The organism is Bariatricus sp. HCP28S3_F11, assembly GCF_052065395.1.
GTDB lineage: Bacteria > Bacillota > Clostridia > Lachnospirales > Lachnospiraceae > Allocoprococcus.
Genome location: NZ_JBQHUC010000027.1, coordinates 22,652 through 41,570 on the forward strand (window position 1 = coordinate 22,652; position 18,919 = coordinate 41,570).

General features: G+C 43.9%; 18 protein-coding genes, 3 tRNA genes and 1 pseudogene. 2 read left to right on the forward strand and 20 right to left on the reverse strand.

What is annotated here, in order from left to right; translation table 11 throughout:
• Nucleotides 1-2 precede the first annotated feature (2 nt).
• The 6 genes from ACTNBR_RS12015 to ACTNBR_RS12040 are packed head-to-tail and all read right to left on the reverse strand — an operon-like array spanning nucleotide 3 to nucleotide 5,492.
• Nucleotides 3-617, reverse strand: a complete 615-nt coding sequence (locus tag ACTNBR_RS12015) for a nucleotidyltransferase family protein (protein WP_427808328.1) — start codon at nucleotides 615-617, stop codon at nucleotides 3-5.
• A complete protein-coding gene (locus ACTNBR_RS12020) occupies nucleotides 614-2,890 on the reverse strand; it encodes a xanthine dehydrogenase family protein molybdopterin-binding subunit (RefSeq protein ID WP_441018021.1) in 2,277 nt (758 codons plus the stop codon). The genes ACTNBR_RS12015 and ACTNBR_RS12020 overlap by 4 nt, the downstream gene beginning before the upstream one ends.
• Nucleotides 2,881-3,354: a (2Fe-2S)-binding protein gene (locus tag ACTNBR_RS12025; RefSeq protein WP_441018019.1), complete on the reverse strand. Its 474-nt coding sequence runs from the start codon at nucleotides 3,352-3,354 to the stop codon at nucleotides 2,881-2,883. The genes ACTNBR_RS12020 and ACTNBR_RS12025 overlap by 10 nt, the downstream gene beginning before the upstream one ends.
• A complete protein-coding gene (locus tag ACTNBR_RS12030; RefSeq protein ID WP_441018017.1) occupies nucleotides 3,339-4,166 on the reverse strand; it encodes an FAD binding domain-containing protein in 828 nt (275 codons plus the stop codon). The genes ACTNBR_RS12025 and ACTNBR_RS12030 overlap by 16 nt, the downstream gene beginning before the upstream one ends.
• Before the next feature lie 17 nt (nucleotides 4,167-4,183).
• Entirely contained in the window at nucleotides 4,184-4,855 is a 672-nt protein-coding gene (yqeC, locus tag ACTNBR_RS12035; RefSeq protein ID WP_441018015.1) for a selenium cofactor biosynthesis protein YqeC, read from the reverse strand.
• A 1-nt stretch (nucleotide 4,856) separates the two neighbouring features.
• On the reverse strand, nucleotides 4,857-5,492 hold the full coding sequence (locus tag ACTNBR_RS12040) for an endonuclease III domain-containing protein (RefSeq protein WP_427808363.1): 636 nt from the start codon (nucleotides 5,490-5,492) through the stop codon (nucleotides 4,857-4,859).
• 278 nt (nucleotides 5,493-5,770) lie between these two features.
• Here ACTNBR_RS12040 and pckA point away from each other — a divergent pair, with 278 nt between their 5' ends.
• Complete coding sequence (gene pckA, locus ACTNBR_RS12045; RefSeq protein WP_427808318.1) at nucleotides 5,771-7,375, forward strand: phosphoenolpyruvate carboxykinase (ATP); 1,605 nt, start codon at nucleotides 5,771-5,773, stop codon at nucleotides 7,373-7,375.
• A 64-nt stretch (nucleotides 7,376-7,439) separates the two neighbouring features.
• On the opposite strand, the gene ACTNBR_RS12050 is transcribed toward pckA, so the two are convergent.
• The 10 genes and pseudogenes from ACTNBR_RS12050 to ACTNBR_RS12095 all read right to left on the reverse strand — a co-directional run bounded on the left by ACTNBR_RS12050 (nucleotide 7,440) and on the right by ACTNBR_RS12095 (nucleotide 15,909).
• Nucleotides 7,440-8,801, reverse strand: a complete 1,362-nt coding sequence (locus ACTNBR_RS12050; protein WP_441018013.1) for a uracil-xanthine permease family protein — start codon at nucleotides 8,799-8,801, stop codon at nucleotides 7,440-7,442.
• 235 nt (nucleotides 8,802-9,036) lie between these two features.
• Nucleotides 9,037-9,107, reverse strand: a tRNA-Cys gene (locus ACTNBR_RS12055).
• 26 nt (nucleotides 9,108-9,133) lie between these two features.
• A tRNA-Glu gene (locus tag ACTNBR_RS12060) sits at nucleotides 9,134-9,205 on the reverse strand.
• Nucleotides 9,206-9,376: 171 nt separating this feature from the next.
• Nucleotides 9,377-9,607, reverse strand: a complete 231-nt coding sequence (locus ACTNBR_RS12065) for an HPr family phosphocarrier protein (RefSeq protein ID WP_427808314.1) — start codon at nucleotides 9,605-9,607, stop codon at nucleotides 9,377-9,379.
• Nucleotides 9,608-9,723: 116 nt separating this feature from the next.
• On the reverse strand, nucleotides 9,724-10,998 hold the full coding sequence (locus ACTNBR_RS12070; RefSeq protein WP_441018011.1) for a RuBisCO large subunit C-terminal-like domain-containing protein: 1,275 nt from the start codon (nucleotides 10,996-10,998) through the stop codon (nucleotides 9,724-9,726).
• Nucleotides 10,999-11,173: 175 nt separating this feature from the next.
• Nucleotides 11,174-11,899, reverse strand: a complete 726-nt coding sequence (locus ACTNBR_RS12075) for a GntR family transcriptional regulator (RefSeq protein ID WP_427808308.1) — start codon at nucleotides 11,897-11,899, stop codon at nucleotides 11,174-11,176.
• A gap of 23 nt (nucleotides 11,900-11,922) precedes the next feature.
• A complete protein-coding gene (locus tag ACTNBR_RS12080) occupies nucleotides 11,923-12,528 on the reverse strand; it encodes a class II aldolase/adducin family protein (protein WP_427808361.1) in 606 nt (201 codons plus the stop codon).
• Nucleotides 12,529-12,639: 111 nt separating this feature from the next.
• Nucleotides 12,640-13,578: pseudogene (locus tag ACTNBR_RS12085) on the reverse strand (Tm-1-like ATP-binding domain-containing protein); the annotation flags it as partial.
• On the reverse strand, nucleotides 13,515-14,663 hold the full coding sequence (locus tag ACTNBR_RS12090; RefSeq protein WP_441042710.1) for a sugar ABC transporter ATP-binding protein: 1,149 nt from the start codon (nucleotides 14,661-14,663) through the stop codon (nucleotides 13,515-13,517). The pseudogene ACTNBR_RS12085 and the gene ACTNBR_RS12090, both read right to left, overlap by 64 nt.
• Nucleotides 14,664-14,784: 121 nt before the next feature.
• Nucleotides 14,785-15,909, reverse strand: coding sequence for a sugar ABC transporter substrate-binding protein (locus ACTNBR_RS12095; RefSeq protein WP_441018009.1), 1,125 nt, complete (start codon nucleotides 15,907-15,909; stop codon nucleotides 14,785-14,787).
• Between the two features lie 472 nt (nucleotides 15,910-16,381).
• Between ACTNBR_RS12095 and ACTNBR_RS12100 the strand changes: the two genes are divergently transcribed.
• Nucleotides 16,382-16,537 carry a rubredoxin gene (locus ACTNBR_RS12100; protein ID WP_427808296.1) on the forward strand — a complete coding sequence of 52 codons (156 nt, stop codon included), beginning with the start codon at nucleotides 16,382-16,384 and terminating at the stop codon, nucleotides 16,535-16,537.
• A gap of 47 nt (nucleotides 16,538-16,584) precedes the next feature.
• Here ACTNBR_RS12100 and trxA read toward each other — a convergent pair whose 3' ends face one another.
• From trxA to ACTNBR_RS12120, 4 genes are all read right to left on the reverse strand, one after another.
• A complete protein-coding gene (trxA, locus tag ACTNBR_RS12105; protein WP_441018007.1) occupies nucleotides 16,585-16,893 on the reverse strand; it encodes a thioredoxin in 309 nt (102 codons plus the stop codon).
• A gap of 17 nt (nucleotides 16,894-16,910) precedes the next feature.
• Nucleotides 16,911-17,366 (reverse strand): RrF2 family transcriptional regulator, encoded by a 456-nt coding sequence (locus ACTNBR_RS12110; RefSeq protein WP_427820192.1) that lies wholly within the window; start codon nucleotides 17,364-17,366, stop codon nucleotides 16,911-16,913.
• A complete protein-coding gene (locus ACTNBR_RS12115; protein ID WP_441018005.1) occupies nucleotides 17,359-18,669 on the reverse strand; it encodes a redoxin domain-containing protein in 1,311 nt (436 codons plus the stop codon). Before ACTNBR_RS12115 ends, ACTNBR_RS12110 begins: the two co-directional genes overlap by 8 nt.
• A gap of 139 nt (nucleotides 18,670-18,808) precedes the next feature.
• Nucleotides 18,809-18,880: transfer RNA gene (locus ACTNBR_RS12120), tRNA-Asn, on the reverse strand.
• Nucleotides 18,881-18,919 lie beyond the last annotated feature (39 nt).

An 18,919-nucleotide genomic window follows, 5' to 3' on the forward strand; every position in this document is an offset into this window, starting at 1 on the left:
TTTCACAATAATTGCAAGCTGTTTATTGCTGCATTTTGATTTAATTCACTATCCCATATATCTACATCTTCCAGTTCCCGTTCATTGGAAATCTGAAAGAAAACAGCATCATCCCAGTGCTTCTTCAGTACCTTTTTGCCGCCACTATCACCTTCCAGTTCAAGTAGCTCTGAAACATATTTCTGTGCAAACCAGACCGGGTTCCCTGTCCTCTCTTCACAGCAGACGCAGCCCAGTCCTTCCTCTCCGGATTTTTCCATATATTCAAGGAATTCTTCCGCCGTTTTCTCTGATAAATACGGCTGATCTGCTACAAAAAATACATATGCATCCATCGCACCGGCCGCTTCCAGCGCTTTTTTCACCGTCCACGATGCACCTTTGAAACTCTCAGGCGAAAACACAGTCTTTACTCCGGATTTCCCGGCCTCTTCTATGATTTCCGGATACTGGGTAACGACCAGTAATTCCCACTCTGAATGTCTATTTTCAATCCTCTTCAACCGCTCCAGCAAATGCAGATACATTCGCTTTCCTTCGATCGGCCACAGGAGCTTATTCCCTTTGCCAAACCGGCGGCTGTTGCCGGCCGCCAGATAAATTAAAGCAACTTTCATTGTTTCATAATTCCCATCGCGATCTTCTCGCTTGTGATCGGCAGTTCACGGAACCAGATGCCGGTCGCATTCGCAATTGCATGTGCAAGTGCCGGAGCGGGTGTATTGATCACAATTTCCCCGATGGATTTTGCGCCAAACGGACCCGTCGGCTCATGGCTCTCCTCAAATTCCACCCGGAGTTTTCCCATATCGAGCCTGGTTGGCAATTTATACTGCATAAAGGACTGGTTCAACATCTGCCCTTTATCGGAATACTGTATGTTTTCATACAATGCCATTCCGATTCCCTGCACGATTCCGCCCTCTGTCTGCACGCGGGCAAGATTCGGATTGATCACGGTTCCGCAGTCCACAACAGCCACGTAGTCCAGAATTTCCACATGCCCGGTCTCTTTATCCAGTTCGATTTCCACCATACCGGCCATAAATGGAGGCGGTGAGAACGGTGAACTGTGCGTCTCTGTCACCTGAAGTGCACATTCATTGCCGCACATGGATGATATGCCGATCTCCTGCAGAGTTACGGTTTCTCCATTTTCCAGATTCTTTGCACGATGACCGTCAAATTCAATCTTATCCACGGTACAGGACAGCATCTCGGCTGCCCGTTCACAGATCTTTATCTGCAGCTTTTCACATGCCTTCTCCACCGCTTTTCCTGTAACATATGTCGTACTGGACGCATAGGATCCGGAATCATACGGAGAAGTATCGGTATCTGCTCCCGATACGATGATATTTTCCATCTGACAATCCAGGCATTCTGCTGCCATCTGGGCCAGGATCGTATCGCAACCTGTTCCCATGTCTGCCGCACCGATCATCAGTGTATAGATTCCGTCCTCATTCAGTTTAATCGTTGCAGAACCGACATCAACACCCGAAATACCGGACCCCTGCATCGCCATACTGACACCGACACTTCGCACTTTGCCGTTTCCCATATCACGGCATGGGAATTTTTCATTCCATCCGATCATCTCTTTGGCTCTCAAAAGGCACCGGTCCAGTGCACAGCTCTTTGCCGTCTCGCCGTAATATGCCGGCATCGTCTGACCTTCACGGACCATATTTTTCAGGCGAAGCTCGACCGGATCCATCCCCAGTCTTCCCGCCAGTTCATTGACTGCACTCTCTACAGCAAAAATACCCTGAGTCGCTCCATATCCACGGTATGCTCCCGCTGACATGGTATTCGTATATACAACATCATAGGCGAAACGATGTGCCTCAAGAGAACCGTATAATGGAATGGATTTATGGCCGGACAGTCCTACGGTCGTAGGGCCATGTTCTCCGTAAGCCCCCGTATTGGATAACGTATATACATCAATCGCCCGAATTCTTCCGTCTTTGTCTGCCCCGATTTTCACAGAAACTTCCATCTCATGTCTCGGAGAGGATGCCGTCTGTGATTCTTCCCGGGTAAAAATCATCTTGGATGCCTTCCCGGTCTTCCAGGTAACAAATGCAGGGAAAATCTCCGCTACTACCGTCTGTTTTGCTCCGAATCCGCCACCGATTCTTGGCTTCATCACACGAATCTTTGATTTCGGTATTCCCAGCGCATTGGAAAGAATTCTGCGCGCATGGAATACGATCTGGGTAGAACTGAGCACATTCAATCTTCCGTATGTATCCATATAGCATACCGTCCGAAATGTTTCCATCATTGCCTGCTGATTCGCCAGAGTATGATAGTTCTCTTCCACCACAACATCGCAATCAGCAAGCACCTGATCAACATCTCCGTGATCGCTGCTTTCACATGCGCAGAGATTTCTCTTATTATCCGCACCGACCGGGCACAAGGATTTCCAGGTATCCTCCGGATGCACCAGAAGTTCATTGTCCTTTGCCTTACGGAAATCCAGAATCGCCGGCAGTACTTCATATTCCACTTTAATCATTCTGAGTGCCTGTTCCACACACTCCTCATTCGCTCCGGCAACGATCGCCACCGGGTCGCCCACATACCGCACATGTCTGTCAAGAATCAGGCGGTCATAAGGGCTGGGTTCCGGATAGGTCTGTCCAGCCATTGTAAATCTCTGCTGCGGCACATCTTCCCATGTATAAATATCTTCGATTCCCGGAACCCGCTTTGCAATATCTGTTTTTATATTCTTTACCATCGCGTTCGCGTGGGGACTTCTGAGCACCTTTACAACCAAACAGTCCTTCGGTGCCAGATCATCGGTAAATACCGGTTTCCCCTGAACCAGCGCCATGGCATCTTTTTTTCTGATCGGCTGACCTACTACCTGCATACGGCACCTCCCTGTTTCTTGTATTCTATAAATGCACGGATTCCTCTGAGCTGCCCCTCATATCCGGAACAGCGGCACAGGTTCCCTGCCAGATATTCCCGAATCTCATCATCCGTCGGATCCGGATTTTCCCGGAACAGCGCAATCGCATTCATGATCATTCCCGGATTGCAGAATCCACACTGCTCTGCCCCCTGATCTGCGATAAATGCTCCGAATTCAGCAGCTTCCTCCTGCAGTCCTTCCAGAGTCTGCACTGCATGTCCGTCCGCTCTTGCTGCAAGTACGGAACAGGAAAGCACCGGCTTTTCATCCAGAAATACGGTGCAAAGACCGCAATTGGAAGTCTCACATCCCCGTTTCACACTATAACATCCATGATTTCTCACAAAATCGATCAAAAGCAGATCCGGTTTGATTTCTTCTGTCACTTTTTTCCCATTCAGCATCACACTAATCTGCATTTTGCCGCCCCCCTTTCTTCCAGAAGTGCCAGGATTGCCCGTTTCAGGAGCACACCTGCCAAATGGCTCCGGTACTCGGCACTGGCACGCATATTACTTCCTGTAGGAATCTGTTCTGCCAATTCTTTCGCCATCTGCTCCGCCTCCAATTCTGTGCATCTTCCCTCTTCAATCGCCTTTTTCCATTCTTCTTTTAACGGAACGCAGATTGCTTTTGACGGTCTTGCTCCCACGACCGCTCTTGCCCCGCGATCATCCGCAGAAACAGCAACTGCCAGTACCGGAAAATCCGTCTTTACGTTTCTGTGTGAAAGATAGGCGTGAAGTCCCGGCTTCTTTTTCACGATCAGCCGCACCAGAATGTTGTTATCCTTCTCCATCTCCGCAAATTCTTCGAGCGGAATCACTCCGCCTTTATACAATTCAACATAGGTATCCAGAGCCAGAAAACAAGTCAGTACATCGGAAAATCCAAATCTTCCGAAAATGCTTCCCCCTACAGTCGCCAGATTCCGGAACTGTACACCTACGATCGGTTTCACGCTCTCTCTGACAATTCCATGACTCCATTCATTGAGTCCTTCATGGAGTTCAAGCTGACGCAGTGTAACCATACATCCGATCCGATATTCTACCTCATTTTCTTCAATCTGATCCAGCCCCAGTGCCGATAAGTCAATCGCTGTCTGAATCCTTGCATCGCTCATCTTCATCCAGAGCATTCCCCCGATGATCCGGTTCGTCTTTTTCTGGTTGAGCTGGTAAGCCTGCTCCAGACTTTCCGCCCTCACATACTCTTTGATTTTCAACATGTTCCAATTCCCTCCGTCTATAGGTATTTCTCCTCTATTTGATGCAGCGAAACCATACCGCCACATTCTTCACGCTTTTGCATGACCTCTCTCAGTTCTTTTCTTGTATCGTCTTCCAGCCTGTCTATCTGATTGATCAAATATCGATATTCGCAAACCACATTCTTCTTTTGTCCGTCCCTGCTGGTCAGCGCCTCGGCCATATGTACTACTTTAATCTGTTCATCCGGTTCACAACGAAAATATGCGCACGCAATATGGTATCTGTGGCACGCCTCTCTGAACGTTCTGCCGATCGCTCCTGCCCCTGCCACACCGATCACCATATCCGTCTTTGCCGGAATAACCGGCTCATGATCTGCCGGAAATTTCATCGGCAGCTGTCTGCTGCCATCTCCCTCCACCAGGACAATGTCATATTCTTTCAGCAATTCTCCCGGGAATTCTTCCGATATTCCTTTGATCTTTCCGTCTTCACACGGAATTCCAAGCGGACGAAAACCGTATCTCCCCTCCGCCTGCATATGCGTGGTCGTCGTAACAGCCACTTTGTATCCCGCATCGGTCAGTTCTCTGGCAAGAAGATAGATCAATGTAGTTTTCCCGCCTGCCCCAACAACAGTGATCATGCGATGCTTCTGCGGTACGATCCGAAGCAGGCCGGTCAGTTCTTTAACTTCCGCCTTCATTCTATACGCCAGCCTTTTTACAAATATCATTCAGGCAACATCTGTCACAATACGGTTTCGTACGTGCTGTACAGACATCCCGTCCATGAAACACAAGCCGGTGACAGAAATCGCTTCCTTCTTCCGGCGGAACAAGCTTCCAGAGCGCCATTTCTACTTTCTTCGGCTCCTTTATTCCGTCAACCAGACCGATTCTGTTCACCAGACGAATACAATGTGTATCCGTCACGATCGCAGGCTCACCAAACACATCCCCCATGATCAGATTGGCACTCTTTCTGCCCACTCCCGGCAGCTTCAATATCTTATCAAAGTCCTTCGGAATCTTTCCGTCATACTCGTCTCTCAGCATTTTCATGCATGCACTGATATCCCTCGCCTTGCTCCGTCCCAGACCGCATGGCCGGACAATGGCTTCAATATCATCCACATCCGCTTCCGCAAGTGCTTCCACAGTCGGGTACTTTTTATACAGCCCTTCTACGACCACATTTACCCGGGCATCCGTACACTGCGCCGCAAGACGCACACTGACCAGAAGTTTCCAGGCCTCATCGTAATCCAACGTGCATCCTGCCTCCGGATATTCCTTCTTCAAACGCTCTATTACTTCTAATGTTAACTGTTTCTTTGTCATTTCTTCTGTAAACACCTCTTTCTGTGCCGATAAGTCAGGTCTCCCCGACTTCTTCATATCGACACATATATTGTTATTGTACCATTTCCTCTTAAATCAGTAAAGGAAAAGCCAATTACTTACAACATATAAAATCATACATCTGCCATTGATTTTTTTCGATATTTATGTATAATTATAAGGAAAGAAGTTGGATTTTCCACTTCTTTTATTGAATCTCGTAAACCCCTACATTTATTAAGGTAGGTATATTATTACTAGAAAAGAGGTTAAACGAAATGGCAGAAATCAATTTAAGCAAGTACGGAATTACCGGAACTACAGAAATCGTGTACAATCCTTCTTATGAGATGTTATTCGAAGAAGAGACCAAACCGGAACTTGAAGGATTTGAAAAAGGACAGGAAAGCGAACTTGGTGCAGTCAATGTAATGACAGGTGTTTATACCGGACGTTCTCCTAAAGACAAATTTATCGTAGTAGATGAGAATTCCAAAGACACTGTATGGTGGACAAGTGATGAATATAAGAATGATAACCACCCTGCAACCGAAGAAACATGGAACGCAGTTAAGGATATCGCAATCAAAGAACTTTCTGATAAGAGACTTTTTGTTGTAGATGCATTCTGCGGCGCTAACAAGGACACTCGCATGGCTATCCGTTTCATTATGGAAGTTGCATGGCAGGCTCATTTTGTTAAGAACATGTTCATCCGGCCTACAGAAGAAGAACTGAAAGATTTTGAGCCAGACTTCGTTGTATACAACGCTTCTAAGGCAAAAGTTGAAAATTATAAAGAATTAGGCCTGAATTCTGAGACCGCTGTTGTATTTAACATTACAAGCCGCGAGCAGGTTATCATTAATACATGGTACGGCGGAGAGATGAAGAAAGGTATGTTCTCTATGATGAACTACTATCTGCCGCTGAAGGGCATCGCTTCTATGCACTGCTCCGCAAACACAGATATGAACGGTGAGAACACAGCTATCTTCTTCGGTCTTTCCGGAACAGGTAAAACAACACTTTCCACAGATCCGAAACGTCTCCTCATCGGTGATGACGAACACGGCTGGGATGACAATGGCGTATTTAACTTTGAAGGCGGATGCTACGCTAAGGTTATCAACCTTGACAAAGAATCCGAGCCGGATATCTACAACGCAATCAGACGTGATGCACTTCTTGAGAACGTTACATTAGACGCAGAAGGAAAGATCGATTTCAACGATAAGAGCGTAACAGAAAATACTCGTGTATCTTATCCGATCAACCACATTGAAAATATCGTTCGTCCGGTTTCTTCCGCTCCTGCAGCCAAGAATGTAATCTTCCTGTCAGCAGATGCATTCGGTGTTCTTCCTCCGGTTTCTATTCTGACTCCAGAGCAGACACAGTACTACTTCCTGTCAGGATTCACAGCAAAACTTGCAGGTACAGAACGTGGAATCACAGAACCGACTCCAACCTTCTCAGCATGCTTCGGACAGGCATTCCTTGAACTGCATCCGACAAAATATGCAGAAGAACTTGTTAAGAAGATGGAAGTAAGCGGAGCAAAGGCATACCTGGTTAACACCGGATGGAACGGAACAGGTAAACGTATCTCTATCCGCGATACCCGTGGTATCATCGATGCAATCCTGAACGGAGATATCCTGAATGCTCCTACCAAGAAGATTCCGTACTTCAACTTCGAAGTACCGACAGAACTTCCGGGCGTAGACACAGGTATCCTTGATCCACGCGATACTTACGCTGATGCTGCTGAATGGGAAGCTAAAGCAAAAGATCTTGCTGAAAGATTTATTAAGAACTTCGCTAAATACGAAGGTAATGATGCAGGAAAAGCTCTTGTTCCGGCTGGTCCGCAGTTATAATTCATTCCAAATTCTACAAATGGGGCTGTCGCATGACAGCCCCATTTTTCTCACGATACGTTTCCTATTCCGCATCTACATTCTTTTCTTCTACTTTTTTAATATCCATATCTTTCGGCAAAATCAGGCTCAGGATAATAGAGACCACAAATACAACCGCCACAACATTTTCCGCAAAGACCGTCTGTACAACTTTCGGAAATACACTCCAGATTGCATTTTCACTTGCGGAAGTAAATCCTATGCCGATTGCCAGTGAAAGTGCCGCTATCGTGGTATTTCTCTGATCAAATCCGCATTTAGCGATCATCTGAACTCCCGAAACCATGATGGTTCCAAACATCATCAGTGTGCATCCTCCAAGAACCGAGTCCGGAAGAGATGCGAAGAAATTACCTACCGGCGGCAAAAGTCCTGCCAGGATCATGCAAACCGCCCCGGTCATGATCGTAAAACGGTTTACCACTTTTGTCATAGCAATCAGACCTACATTCTGTGAAAAAGACGTTACCGGCGGACATCCAAAGAGCGCCGAAACGGAAGAGGCATATCCGTCACATGCCAGAGAACCGGAAATTTCCCTTCCTTCAATCTCACGATCCAAGCCTCCTGACACCATAGCAGATGTATCTCCAATCGTTTCCGCTGACGATACCAGGAAAATGATGCATACGGAAATAATTGCTCCCAAATGGAATTCCGGTTTGAACGGAAGCAATGTCGGAAGTGAAATAAATCCCCCGGACATGATAAGACTCAAATCAACTTTATGCAAGAAAATCGCCAGAATATATCCCACGGTAAGCCCTGCAAGCACCGATAACTGCTTTAAATAACCTTTTGCAAATATATTCCACAGCAAACAGGTTACTAATGTCACAGTACCCAGTATCAGATTCTGTATTGATCCAAAATCGTCTGCATAACCGCCTCCGAAGGATCTCGTTCCTACGGTAAACAGGGAATATCCTATGGCTGTTACCACAGTAGCCGACACAATCGGCGAAATGATTTTCCTCCAGTATTTTGCCAGAAGTCCCAATGTTCCTTCAAAAACACCGCCGACAAGTACTGCCCCGATCACTGACGGGTATCCGTAGCCTGCCGCAACCGTACTGAGAACGGTTACAAATGTAAAACTGACTCCCATTACAATCGGGAGCCTGGAACCAATCCTCCACACCGGATATAGCTGAATTAACGTTGCGATACCTGCTACAAACATGGCATTTTGTAAAAGCATCGCTATCTGCTCCTGGCTCAATGCCGGTTGTGCCGCTCCCGCAATAATGGTAATCGGTGCAAGATTTGACACAAACATTGCCAAAATGTGCTGCAGTCCGAACGGAATCGCCTTGCTCACCGGAACCCTTCCATCCAGCTTATAAATATTGCTGATACTGCACTCCTTTGTACTCCCTCGCATCACATTTCCTCCTTATTTAAAATTATGGGTAACTGTTCAGAGCCAACCTCGAAAACACTCCGTGTTTCCTCAGTGTGGCGTATCCGCCAAATAGATTTGTACAAAAAAGTGCTCACGAATGCAAGCATTCATAGCCTTTTTTTGACAAATCTGCTTGGCCCTGAACAGTTACAAATTATGTATAAATATTGCAGAAAAAAAGCCCAGAAACATAAATTTCTGGGTTTTTCCTTAAAGGCGCCAACCAGATTTGAACTGGTGATAGAGGTGTTGCAGACCTTTGCCTTACCACTTGGCTATGGCGCCATATTCAATTGAGAGCTTACGCTCAATGACTCCGACGGGAATCGAACCCGTGTTACCGCCGTGAAAGGGCGATGTCTTAACCGCTTGACCACGGAGCCTTATTTATTTCTCATCAGCCGTTCACCCGCTGACAAAAGATATATTAACACAGCTTAAAAGTTTTTGCAAGTGTTTTTTTTATTTTTTTATTTTATTTTGTAGAAAGAAATCTGGTTATGAAGCAGAAAGTTTCACTGCCGGATTCCTTCTGCTCCATCTCTTGATTCTTGTTATTCAGCCTCGTCCACAGCCCAACGGTCAAGCTGTTTCATAAATTTAACATCTTCAGAAATCACACGAACCGGTTTTTTATAATCAATTGCCATCAACCCCAAAACAGACTTTCCATCAGCAATCTGGTTATCCATCGTATGTACACCGATATCCATTGGCGAAGAACACGCCAGGTGCATAAAATCTCTAAGATCATTAGATGTATTTAACATAATTTCCCTGATCATTTGACTACCTCCTTCTCACATTTCCATTATCCGAAGTGAGTATAGCATTTTTATATCCAAAATACAATATCCAATATCACATATTTTTTTGTGCTTTTTTGAATAATTTCTTCGTCTTATTTTACATATTTCCACATTTTCAGCGCTATACAAAGTTCTTCTTTCTCTTTCGCTGCTTCTTCAAAATCGGCGCCATTCATCACAATATCAATTGCCTGACGCATGGCTCTTGCTCCTGCTGCTGCGCCTCCCGGATGGCCCTGCACTGCGCCGCCTGCCGCGAGCACAATATCTTTCCCCACTTCTCCAATATATTTCTCTACCATACCCGGATGCACGCCTCCGCCAATTGAAGGCATAGAAGGCTTAAGATGATAAAACGGAAGTACAAGCTGTGCTACTGTCTGCATATATTTCTGATGATTCAATGGATATCCTCCATATGGCGTGTTTACCATTACGATATCCGCCCCTGCAAGTCTGGCCAGTTTACCTGCCGCAAGCGGGGAAGACATTCCATTCAATACTCCTTCGTAGAACATTCCAGAACCTGCCGCATGGCCCAGAACCGGCAATTTCGTTGCCTCAGTTACCTCTTTCAGCACGCTGTAACCGACCGCCGCAAAATTGACCATAATGCCATCTGCTCCTGCCTCTTCAACACGGCGGATATTTTCCAGAATCTCTCCTGCACCACTGGTTACATTGACAAAGTATTTCACTCTTTCTCCGGTCTCTTCATAAGCCGCCTCCGCCGCTTTCTTATATTCACGCACTCTTTCCTCGGGTTTGCTATAAGGAGGATTTCCCAGAAGCTCGTCATCTTTGATAAAATCTACTCCTCCCAATGCCGTTTCATAGAAAATCTTTGCTCCCTCTTTCGGGGTAAGCCCTGTACAGGGTTTGATCATATTCAGCAAAATAGGTCTTTCCTGAATGCCTGCAAATTTACGGATTCCTTCAATCCCATATGACGGTCCTTCAAATTCAGACGCATATTTTTCAGGGAATTCAATATCCAGCAACTTTACCTGTGCTGAAGTTGACGCATCATTTCCCAGAAGGGACGTAATCATAAGCGGCAGATCTGTACTGAAATTTACAGCCGGATAGGCAATCTGGATGATATATTCTCTTTCGTTCGTATCGATCTGTGTCGCAAGATCCAATGAAGGAACATCAAAAATATTGACCACTTTCCCCATATATTTTTCACGAATTTCATCTGTAATACCCGGAATTGGGATCCAGGTTCCAATCGTCTGCCCAATCGCCAGCGTCGACGCTTTTTTGAAAACATCCGTCTCTTTCGGGAGTTTAATGTAATAAGTTGCAATCACATAATTCTGTTCGCGGATATTTTCTGCTAATGTGTATAATACCGAATCCATTTACGGCTCCTTTCCCAGTCGAAGTTTACCTCCGTCCAATTCTTCTTCCAATTTCCAAAGGACAAAAGATTTTGCTCTCTATGGAAATGAGTTGCATATAGAGCAAAAGAAAGAGCCCAGGTGCCGCTCAGACACTCAGGCTCTTCCGTCCTTATACTATAATTCTGCTTTACTACTATGCGTTTTCATGAAAATATACATCGGAATAATAAGGAATATTCTCCGCTCTGCTTTTCAAATTCTGTTGCAGCAAACGATAGATCAGTTCGCTGTCTCTTCTCTTCAATGCATCCAGATAGCTCTGATGCTCCGCAATCATCTTCTCCCTTGATTCCTCACTGTCCAGCAATTTCTGTCCGTAGATCAGTTTAAAGAAGGAAAGATTATCCCATAATGATTCAATCATAACACAAATACGATCCAGCTGACTTGCCTTGTATATAGAGAAATGATACAAACGATTCTGCTGGTACACTTCCACCGCATCAAGTTCTTTTCCACGTACAATACGCTTATATTCCTCCTGGATCTCACTTAAATGCCGAATCTCCTGATCCGTGATCTTCTCGCAGGCATATTTTGCAGCAATCGGTTCCAACGCTGTTCGTGCTATATAAATCTGCCTTACATCTTCCTTCGTAAGTGTCACCAGTCTTGTTCCTGCATACGGAATAGATTCTGCCAGGCCCTTCTTCTCCAGATTACTGAGTGCTTCGCGGATCGGCATCCTGCTTACTCCCAGCTGGGTTGCCAGTTCCTCCGTATTCAGCTTATCTCCCATCGAAAGCTTGCCACTCATGATCCATTCCATAAGCTTATCCAGAACCAGATCCGGCAGCTTACTGTGCTGAAGAGTATCTGTGTTCAAATCATTCATTGTTATACGCATATTAGTTCTCATTTAGCTTTCACCTATAGTCAGATTTACAAGCCAAGCTTTGATACGGCCGCCTTTAATATAGCCACTTGTGCGGTCTCTTCAATTAATTCTGCATTATGTTCCGCATTGATTGCGTCTTTTCCAACTGCTACGAGCCCGTGATCTACCAGTAAAAATGCCGGCAAGTCAGGATTCTCTTTATATATCTCTTCTACCATTGAGAAATATTCCGGCTTTACCATGGCCGCCGGTACATTCAGAGTAGGAATATCTGCACAAATTTTTAATTTAGAATGCCATGTAGTTCTGGGAAGTGGTTTTTCCGTAGATGCCCATGCAATCGAATACGGCGAATGTGTATGAACAACGGCATTCACCTCCGGGCATATCCGATACAGCAACCCATGTAATAAAGCTTCTCTTGTAGGTTTGCCCTCTCCTTCAACCAGATTTCCATCGAAATCGGTAATTACAAACTTATCTGGCGCACAATCCGCAAAAGAACCCCCGCTGGCCTTTACAATCATCAAGTCTTTCCCCGGAACTCTCGCACTTACATTTCCACCGCTGCCAGTCTGTATACCTCTAGTATAAGCTCTTTTTGCAGCTATGACAAGTTCCTCTGCTATTTTTTTTACATCTTCTGTCATATTTTCCAATCCTTTCTAGTTTACTTTTTTGCTACAATATGTTGCTATATTCTGCATCTAATACTGTATTTCGTCTCCGATAACACCTCTTTCACGGAGCTCATCTATCATTTAATGCGCTGCCTGGATTCCCCATTCTTTCGTATCGAGATTGCCCGGAACCGTAATAATCTCTATGTTCTCATTGCCGTTTTCTCTCATGGCACGAAGAATCGTATCGTCTACTTCTTTATAATACAGTTCCTCGCCTTCTCTTGTGTTATGGCGCATTCCATCCGTAGGAAGCAATAATTTGACCGGATAATCGATTCTCTGCATTCGCTGTGTCATCCTCTTTGCAACCCCTTCAGCTTCATCCGGCAGAATCTTGATATGCGCCATGGTCGCATTATGGAGCATATATACACGTTCCTCCATTCGGGGCGGGAATTCATTGACTGCAAAATCCACAAAATCCAGTCCTCCCGTACTCACGACAAGCGGTACTTTGTTCTCAACACTCTTCACGAGACGGTATTTCGCATCCTCGCCATAGGAGAATCCGCCTCTTCCGATCTTATCTTTGAAATATTCGGAAGTGATCTCGTGAACCGTAAGATCCAGTATTCCATCAATCAGGCCGTCTGCCGCCATCTGTTCCATAATGGAGCCGCCAACACCCGTTGAGTGGAAACCGATTACTTCTACTCCAAGTCGTTCCAGTTCATCAACCGCTGCGCAGGCTCCTGTGTTGGTGATTCCCATCAGCGTTATTCCCACGACAGGCTTTTTCCCTTTTTGCAGGATCTTACCCGCATGCTTTACCATTCCAACGCAACATGCACAGGCATTGGCCATGATCTGTTTTGTTACCATATTCAGCCCGGTAAAGTCACAAATCGATGGAATCACAACGATATCCTTATCACCGACCACCAGATCAAACGTCTTTTTCCCGCATGCTACGGTCGTAGCCATAACTTTTGGGAATCCAACCGGAAGCCTCTTCATTGCATTGGTTGCCATAACCGTATTTTGCAGACCGCCTGCAGACAAGATTCCGTCAATTTCTTCTTGAGACTGACTGCGACCGTATTCAATGCAATGGATTCATCCAAAGCCAGTCCTTGTTTCTTTCGGTCCTCACTCACAAGACCGATACCGAGTTTTGTTGCCTGAATCGGAGATTTTGGTAAAACTTCATCGCCTTTGATATAAACTTTTCCTGATTTAATCGGGCGAATTCCGTAAAGGAGCTCTGCCGTCTCAGTACGTCCCGCTCCTACAAGTCCGGCTATACCGACAATTTCCCCTTTCTTAAGAGTCAGATTCACATTCTTTACTTTACCGTGATAGTCACAAAGATTTTCAGCTCTAAGCGCAATACCATCATGTTTATTCTCTGTACGGACATATACCTGGGAAACATCTCGTCCAACCATCATGTTAACCAGTTCTTCATTCGTACAATCATTTATGCCAACGGTTTTAATCTTCACTCCATCCCTAAGGATTGTAATCCTGTCTCCGATCAGCGGAAATTCCTGCATTCTGTGAGACACATAGATAATACCGATTCCTTCCGATTTTAATCTGTGAATCTGCGCAAAAAGTGAATCAACTTCTCGTTCTGAAAGTGTTGCTGTCGGTTCATCGAACACCATAACACGCGGTTTAAAAGACAGTGCTTTCGCAATCTCTACCATCTGCTGTTCATCCACACTCAAATTCTTCACATAACTCTTAACATCAATATATTCACAATTTAAAGACTTAAGCAGTTCCCGGGCTTCATCCTCCATCCTCTTATGGTCAATCAGCCCCAGTTTCGTCTTGTATTCTCGATTTAGAAAAATATTCTGTACCACACTGATATATGGAACCAGTGTAAATTCCTGATACACCGCAACAATTCCCTTTTCCAGTGCATCTTTTGTTCCATTAAATTTAACTTTTTCGCCTTCGAAGGTAATCTCGCCTTCCTCCGCCTTGTACGCGCCAAGTATTACTTTCGCTAATGTACTTTTTCCCGCTCCGTTTTCTCCGACAAGGATATGTACCTCACCTTCCCTCAGATCAAAATCCACATTATCAAGCGCTTTCATTCCGGGGAATATTTTTGTAATATGGCTTGCTGTCAAAATCGTTTTGCTCATTTTTTCACCTCTTCGCTTCTCTTTTCCGAATCGTATTCCTTTTTATTCATCCCCGCGGAAATCCACGGGGATGAATGGGTGAAATCTCTAAACACAAATTCTTATTATACAATGAGAGTTCTTATTGAACTACCTTCCACCAAGCTACATTTTCTTTGTAATCTGCTACTGTATCTTTCGTAATAACCGGATCATTTGATGCTGTCGGGAATGGGATGAATTTGCCTTCTGGTTCTGTTCCATCATTCAAGTATTTTACTGCATATGCACATGCAATATATCCAGAACCATGTGGATCGGTATTATATGTAGCAAACATTTCGCCTGACTCTACAGCATTTGTTGCATCAACACTTCCGTCGAAGCCTGCAACCAGTACATCTGTCATTCCTGCTGCCTTCAGTGCCTGAAGACCACCAAGTGCACTTTCATCATTACATCCAATAATACCCTGAACATCTGTATATTTCTGAAGCAGGTTCTCTGTTACAGACATACCTTCTGTTCTCTTGAAGTTAGCAGTCTGTGAAGCAACAATTTCGATATCCGGATACTCAGCAAGAGCTTCTTTGATACCTTCCAGACGTTCAATTGCATTCGCTGCTCCCGGAGGACCCTCAAGAATAATGATGTTACCTTTTCCACCTAGTTCTTCTGCCATTTTTTTTGCAATAGTATAACCGGTTTCTTTGTAATCAACACCTGTTCTTAAGAATGTATCCTCTGATGCCGGTGTTCCGATTGTAAGTACAAGAATTCCTGCTTCCTGTGCTTTTCTTACACCTGGCATAATTCCGTTAGAGTCTGCACAATGAACGATGATGACATCCATATCCTGCTGAATCATGTCTTCCATGATCTTTACCTGCTCTTCTACGCTGTCTGCAGTAGACGGTGCCTGAGTTACGGCCTCAAATCCCATATCTTCTCCGGCCTTCTTAACACCTTCAGACTGAGCAACCATGTAAGGATTGGTCGTATTCTTTGCAATATAACCAATTTTATACTCTTCTTTTGCCTTAACATCTGAAGTGATCTGAGCTCCGATTCCCTTTACCGGGAGTTTGTCTGCATCAACTACAGTAGCCGCCTCTCTTTCCCCTGATGAGGTGTTCTCTTTTGTCTCAGTTTTCTCAGCCGTTGTTCCTTCTCCGCCGCTCTCCTTAGTCGGTGTGCTGCAACCCGCAAAAAGCGTACATGCAAGCGTTGTTGCCAACAAAATTGATACTAACTTTTTCTTCAACATTTTCTTCCTCCTTTTCTTTTGTCCGATTCGTTTGGATATCGGATATTGGATACAATCTTGTTGTACTTAATATAGCACCTATGGTTTTGTATGTCAATATTAAATAGGTATTTTCTCTTTTTAGCTCATATTTTTATCTATTATTCACAAATCATTTCAGAATTTTCTGTAAATATTTTCAATTGTCACTTTTTTGACAAATAGACATTTTCCACAACCACACCTTATAGCTACTGTTATATTTTAAATCTGCATCTTTATTTTTCCTCTTAATCACGACATTTTCTGCCATGTACAATTTTACCAATTGGATATTTTATCCAATCCACTTGTATTTATGAAATATTTACATCTTTCGTACTAGAATTTCTTGTTTTCCTTATTTCCTTGCGGTATAATGTTCTCTACATAAAGGCATATTGGTGCTTTATGTAATATCCCTAAAGGGAATAAATAAAAGGAGACTTTAACTATGAAATATGTATGCGATGTTTGTGGTTGGGAATACGACGAAGAACAGGGATATCCGGAAGGTGGAATCGAACCTGGAACCAAATGGGAAGATATTCCTGAAGATTTCGAATGCCCACTCTGCAATGTAGGAAAAGATCAGTTTTCAGAAGCATAAAAATAACGACGGTTCTAATAATTAGAACCGTCGTTATTTTTTAATTTTTATTTCCGGATCAATTCCAGAAGTTTTTCTTTCGGCTGTGCTCCCAGTGTCTGAGCTATAATTTCTCCATTCTTGAATACAAGAAATGTAGGTATTGACATGACCCGATACTGTCTTGCAAGTTCCATCTGCTCATCCACATTCACTTTGCATACTTTAATATCCGTCTGCTCTTTCGCCAGCTCTTCTATAACCGGCAACATCATCTGGCAGGGTCCACACCATTCTGCCCAGAAATCCACCAACACCGGTTTATCTGCTTTTAAAACTTCCTGCTCAAAATTTTCTTTTGTTAATACAACTGCCATCTTATTACTCCTTTTCTTTATAAAATTTTCATTATAGAACTGTCTTGTGTATTTTCTGACTTCGATGCCAATACCTTTCTTTCAATATCAGCAACTGTTAGCTTTTCCATATACTCTCTGCACAATTTATTCATGTCCGAAGCCATTTCATCTATGATTTTAGCCATCCCACTACAGATCATACACTCTTTATCCGCATTCCCCGAAGTCCATGTTGCTTTCACAAATTCTGTTCCAAGTGCTTCTCCTACACTTTGAAGCGTACAATCCGCTCCGTCCCTGCAGAGACGATAGCCTCCGCTTGCACCTTCTTTCGTGTCTACAAGACCGGCTTTTTTTAGTTTTCCCATCACTTTTCTAATACATACCGGATTCGTACAAACATTCTCAGCCAACACATCACTTGCAACTACTTCCTGCTTATGATATAGAAAAACAAGAGCGTGCACCGCAATTATAAATTCACTATTCATTGTCTTCTCCTCTTCGCTTCCCTATCTGATCTGCCGACTCTATCGTCTGTAAAACAATGCTCTCCATCATATCGCCGGTAAGCGCACCACTTACATAACCATATACATTCCCATTTACATCTATCATAAATGTCGTGGGAAATGCCGTAATTCCATAATTCGAAAGAATTTCACCGCTTTCATCAAAAAGTATGGGGTAAGTCCATCCGTTTTCATTCATGAAACCGGCAATTTCTTCTTTACTAATATCGTTATTATTAGGGTGTCCCTCAGTTTTGGGATTTGCCACACCAAGCACGATTACATCTTCTGTATTTTCATTGTATTGTTCGTAAAGTTTCTGTATATCCGGCATTTCACTTTTACACGGCCCGCACCAGGTTGCCCAGAAATTCAAAAAAATAGTCTTTCCACGATAATCTGACAGCGTATGTTCTTTCCCATATTGATCCATCAATATAAAATCAGGTGCCTTAATCTGCTTATGAACTTCTTCATCTTCCTCATCATTCTGCATTTCTTCTGAATCCGAAGTCTGCCGAGTCTCCTCTGTTGTCGAATTTTTACTTTCAAACGAAGAAGCCAGATGACCCATCACGCCGTTTAACCATCCAGTCAGTGTCATAACTCCCATCACGATAAGAAGTACTGCTCCTATTTTCACAGTATATTTGACAATACTTCCATGATTTCTAAAAAACGTAAGCAATGTTCCGGTAAATATCCCTACCAGAAGAAACGGTACAACAAACCCGAGAACATAAACACTGATCAGAACAAATCCCTGTTTCATTGTTGTGGATGAACCTGCCATTAATAGCACCGCTGATAGTGTGGGGCCAACACAAGGTGTCCATGCAAAGCTGAATGTAAACCCCAAAATCAAAGCAGTGATTGGATTCATCGTCCATTTGTCCCATCGTGTATTCAATCGATGTTCCCGCTCCAATGTCTTAGATCTTCCGAATATACCCAACTGATATGCACCTAGCAAAATCATAATTCCCCCGCTAAGACGTGCGAACCAGATCCTGTTATCTTTTAGGAACTGTCCAAGTACCGTAAATCCTAGTCCTAACACATAGAAAGCAGCTCCTATTCCAAACACAAAGCATACCGTATGAAGAAACACTTTCTTTTTCGGATAAACCATCCGGCCCTGCTCATCAACATTTAATGTTCCACCTGCAAGATATCCAATATACAAGGGTACAAGAGGAAACACACACGGAGATAAAAAGCTCAATACCCCTTGTATAAATACAGTAAATACGGGAATTCCTGCTTCAAATGTTAAATTCATATATCTCCTTTCTAATCTGTAATCCATATTATTACATTTATTACTGTAACAATATCACATACAGTTAGACCTGTCAATATATCATTTGTTATAATTAAAAAACTTCCATAAACATATCTGTCTATGGAAGTCATCTTAGCTCCCCGAGTTGGGTTCGAACCAACGACCCTTCGGTTAACAGCCGAATGCTCTACCGCTGAGCTATCGAGGAATACTCTAATATTATAGCACTTTCTTCATTTTTTTCAAG

Bases quoted from the DNA above. Each gene is read 5' to 3' on its own strand.
- ACTNBR_RS12015 (WP_427808328.1), bottom strand. From the start codon at position 617: ATGAAAGTTGCTTTAATTTATCTGGCGGCCGGCAACAGCCGCCGGTTT.
- ACTNBR_RS12020 (WP_441018021.1), bottom strand. From the start codon at position 2,890: ATGCAGGTAGTAGGTCAGCCGATCAGAAAAAAAGATGCCATGGCGCTG.
- ACTNBR_RS12025 (WP_441018019.1), bottom strand. From the start codon at position 3,354: ATGCAGATTAGTGTGATGCTGAATGGGAAAAAAGTGACAGAAGAAATC.
- ACTNBR_RS12030 (WP_441018017.1), bottom strand. From the start codon at position 4,166: ATGTTGAAAATCAAAGAGTATGTGAGGGCGGAAAGTCTGGAGCAGGCT.
- yqeC (WP_441018015.1), bottom strand. From the start codon at position 4,855: ATGAAGGCGGAAGTTAAAGAACTGACCGGCCTGCTTCGGATCGTACCG.
- ACTNBR_RS12040 (WP_427808363.1), bottom strand. From the start codon at position 5,492: ATGACAAAGAAACAGTTAACATTAGAAGTAATAGAGCGTTTGAAGAAG.
- pckA (WP_427808318.1), top strand. From the start codon at position 5,771: ATGGCAGAAATCAATTTAAGCAAGTACGGAATTACCGGAACTACAGAA.
- ACTNBR_RS12050 (WP_441018013.1), bottom strand. From the start codon at position 8,801: ATGCGAGGGAGTACAAAGGAGTGCAGTATCAGCAATATTTATAAGCTG.
- ACTNBR_RS12065 (WP_427808314.1), bottom strand. From the start codon at position 9,607: ATGATCAGGGAAATTATGTTAAATACATCTAATGATCTTAGAGATTTT.
- ACTNBR_RS12070 (WP_441018011.1), bottom strand. From the start codon at position 10,998: ATGGATTCGGTATTATACACATTAGCAGAAAATATCCGCGAACAGAAT.
- ACTNBR_RS12075 (WP_427808308.1), bottom strand. From the start codon at position 11,899: ATGAGAACTAATATGCGTATAACAATGAATGATTTGAACACAGATACT.
- ACTNBR_RS12080 (WP_427808361.1), bottom strand. From the start codon at position 12,528: ATGACAGAAGATGTAAAAAAAATAGCAGAGGAACTTGTCATAGCTGCA.
- ACTNBR_RS12090 (WP_441042710.1), bottom strand. From the start codon at position 14,663: ATGAGCAAAACGATTTTGACAGCAAGCCATATTACAAAAATATTCCCC.
- ACTNBR_RS12095 (WP_441018009.1), bottom strand. From the start codon at position 15,909: ATGTTGAAGAAAAAGTTAGTATCAATTTTGTTGGCAACAACGCTTGCA.
- ACTNBR_RS12100 (WP_427808296.1), top strand. From the start codon at position 16,382: ATGAAATATGTATGCGATGTTTGTGGTTGGGAATACGACGAAGAACAG.
- trxA (WP_441018007.1), bottom strand. From the start codon at position 16,893: ATGGCAGTTGTATTAACAAAAGAAAATTTTGAGCAGGAAGTTTTAAAA.
- ACTNBR_RS12110 (WP_427820192.1), bottom strand. From the start codon at position 17,366: ATGAATAGTGAATTTATAATTGCGGTGCACGCTCTTGTTTTTCTATAT.
- ACTNBR_RS12115 (WP_441018005.1), bottom strand. From the start codon at position 18,669: ATGAATTTAACATTTGAAGCAGGAATTCCCGTATTTACTGTATTTATA.